The 2,738-nt window shown below is 31.0% G+C and carries 4 protein-coding genes and 2 pseudogenes; all 6 read left to right on the plus strand.

All coding sequences use genetic code 11. From position 1 onward, the window contains the following. The first annotated feature begins 7 nt into the window (after positions 1–7). Positions 8–490 carry a hypothetical protein gene (locus tag LS81_RS11590; RefSeq protein ID WP_237022239.1) on the plus strand — a complete coding sequence of 161 codons (483 nt, stop codon included), beginning with the start codon at positions 8–10 and terminating at the stop codon, positions 488–490. Then, a pseudogene (locus LS81_RS10610) lies at positions 487–882 on the plus strand (hypothetical protein). Before LS81_RS11590 ends, LS81_RS10610 begins: the two are co-directional and overlap by 4 nt. Further along, a pseudogene (locus tag LS81_RS10620) lies at positions 873–1,481 on the plus strand (hypothetical protein). The pseudogenes LS81_RS10610 and LS81_RS10620 overlap by 10 nt, the downstream one beginning before the upstream one ends. Continuing rightward, entirely contained in the window at positions 1,471–1,857 is a 387-nt protein-coding gene (locus LS81_RS10625) for a hypothetical protein (RefSeq protein ID WP_034347928.1), read from the plus strand. The pseudogene LS81_RS10620 and the gene LS81_RS10625 overlap by 11 nt, the downstream one beginning before the upstream one ends. Continuing rightward, on the plus strand, positions 1,857–2,366 hold the full coding sequence (locus tag LS81_RS11595) for a hypothetical protein (RefSeq protein WP_138069944.1): 510 nt from the start codon (positions 1,857–1,859) through the stop codon (positions 2,364–2,366). The genes LS81_RS10625 and LS81_RS11595 overlap by 1 nt, the downstream gene beginning before the upstream one ends. A 3-nt stretch (positions 2,367–2,369) precedes the next feature. Next, positions 2,370–2,738 (plus strand): hypothetical protein (locus LS81_RS10635; protein WP_138069945.1); only part of this gene is annotated, 369 nt, incomplete at its 3' end.

The following is a 2,738-nucleotide window of genomic DNA, read 5'->3' on the forward strand; positions in this document are numbered from 1 at the left end:
TGTTGCTTTGTTGTTTAATGGTTGTATTAGTGGTTGGGGGTGGCTTGTGCCATATAACTTGCAACCAAGTTATCATCAATTTAAAAAAATGTGTAAGCTAGACCCAGAGATTTATCAAGCTAATGGTGGTAAGATAGACAAGGAATACTATAATAAATTATTAGCTTATTTTAACACAAATTTTGAAGAAGTTTTACAGGGAAATAAAGGAATGGCCAATGTTTCAAATAGTCAATATATCAAAAAAGAAAATATAGAATTATATAGTTTTAATGAAGATAGAGACAAAGGGCGTTTATCGTTTAGTCTAGGATTGGACATAGAAAAAAATAAAACTACTAATGAAATTTTACCATTAAAAAAAGTTTTTTTCTATGTAGAATGGCATAATAGAAGGAAGTATCTTACAACAAAGAGTGTTGCTTCTTATGAGCTTGAATGGCGTGAAAATTATGAAAATTGTGCTTATTTTAAAAAGGAAATAAAATGAATAATAAAGAACAGATGAAAAAGCTTAGAGACAATGCAGAATTAGCTATGGCAGCTTATGGGTATTTTGACTTTATAGATAAGCAATATAGCTTTGATGAAAAGGATAAAGATAAGTTTAAAACTTTATATGCAAAAATAAATGATTTAAAGAAAAGCGATGAAAAAGTACAAAATGCCAAAGCTACCTACGCCGACATTCTCAATATGGAATATAATTCCTTATTCAAAGGCGACATGACTCCCAATCAAGCAAAAAGATTCTTTTCTTGATATGATTTACTCATTCATCAACCAAATACTGAAAGTGGATTCTCTGCTACTTTATTTGGAGAAAAAAGAAAACAAAGGAATACAGAATCCAAACTCCTAAAGGAATTACAATGCTTTTAGTAATAATATGTTTTCTCCTTATTGTCTTTACTCTTTCATATTTTATATGGTGGCTTATATACAGAAAACTCTTTAAATCAAAGAAAAAAATTTCTAAATTTTTAGTCTTTCTTGGAAGTATAGGTTTAATTATGTTTTATTACACACCATATTCATTTTATTTAGAGCCTAGTTATTAGCAATTTAGAAATATGTGTAAGCTTAATGAATTACCTAATACTGAAGAGAAGTATAATAAGATACTAAAGTATTTTGATACAGGTTTGGAGAGTTTGGATTGGGAGGAGTTGAATAAGAAAACTTGGAAAATTTCAGAAGATAATGGGGATTATAAAAAAGGAGTATTTGAATATGCAACTTTATCAGGAGAGAAAGAAATAAATTTTCGCTTGGAAATAATAGCAGCCTTTTATAGTAATCAATCCCCAATCACTAGACACAACACTAATGTAATGGCAATTGATGGCACTTGGCATACAAGACGCTATTTTCCAGCAGGAAATGAAGGAAGTGGGTTTCGTTGGCGTGAGGGAACCTTATCATGTGTTGATGTAAATGCAGACAATATGACACCAAAAGGAGCAAATAATGAGCAATAAAGAACAAATACAAAAACTAAGAGATAATACAGAATTAGCAATGGCAGCTTATGGTTATTTTCATTTGGTAGGTAAGAAATTTAAAGATGATGAACAATATCCCGATGATAAAGCCGACAAACCCATAACCCTCCATGATATTTTAGACATGACTTACAAGAAATACATCGCAGTAAAATCAAATCCACATAAACCAGATGATGAAATAAAAGTAGGCAAACTCGATGGCGACATGACTCCCAATCAAGCCAAAAGATTCTTTTCTCGCTATGATTTACTCATTCATCATATCCCAAATACTGAAAGTGGCTTTTCTGCTACTTTATTTGGAGAAAAAAGAAAACAAAGGAATACAGAATCTAAAGGAGTTATATAATGAAAAAATTTCTAAACTTTATAATATTATCTAGTGTTGCTTTGTTGTTTAATGGTTGTATTAGTGGTTGGGGGTGGCTTGTGCCATATAACTTGCAACCAAGTTATCATCAATTTAAAAAAATGTGTAAGCTTAATGAACTTCCAAACAATGAAGAGAAGTATAATAAGATTCTAGGGTATTTTGATTTGAGTTTAGATACGCTAGATTGGGAGGAGTTGAATGGGAGAGTTTATAAATTGGGTGAGCAAGCATACTTTTATTTACATAATTATAGAGAATATAGCGTATATATAGGGCAAATTAAAAAATCAAGATATAATGTTGATTTAAACTTATATAGTTATCAAAATAATTTTTCTAAAAATAATATTACATCAGCTATTGTGCTTGGCACTTGGCATACAAGACGCTATTTTCTAGATGGTAATGAAGGGAGTGGGTTTTATTGGAGCGAGGAAGAGTTAAGGTGTAGTGATCTTAAAATACGATATAATCCAAAGGAATAAAGAATGCAAAATAAAATACTTATTAGTAAATTGCGAGACAATGCTGAGTTAGCTCAAGCCGCCTATGGATATTTTCATTTGGTTGGAAAGAAGTTTCACAAAAAAAGCAAAACGCGACAAAAAGACACTATCACCCCCACTGACATACTCGACATGACTTACAATAAATACATTGCAGTAAAATCAAATCCACATAAACCAGATGATGAAATAAAGGTAGGCAAACTCGATGGCGACATGACTCCCAATCAAGCAAAAAGATTCTTTTCTCGCTATGATTTACTCATTCATCAACCAAATACTGAAAGTGGATTCTCTGCTACTTTATTTGGAGAAAAAAGAAAACAAAAGAATACAGAATCTAAAGAGATT

Source organism: Helicobacter trogontum (genome assembly GCF_000765905.2).
In the GTDB taxonomy this organism is placed as follows: Bacteria; Campylobacterota; Campylobacteria; order Campylobacterales; family Helicobacteraceae; genus Helicobacter_A; species Helicobacter_A trogontum.

Excerpts from the sequence above, each read along its gene's own strand:
- LS81_RS11595 (WP_138069944.1), top strand. The coding sequence starts at position 1,857 with ATGAAAAAATTTCTAAACTTTATAATATTATCTAGTGTTGCTTTGTTG.
- LS81_RS10625 (WP_034347928.1), top strand. The coding sequence starts at position 1,471 with ATGAGCAATAAAGAACAAATACAAAAACTAAGAGATAATACAGAATTA.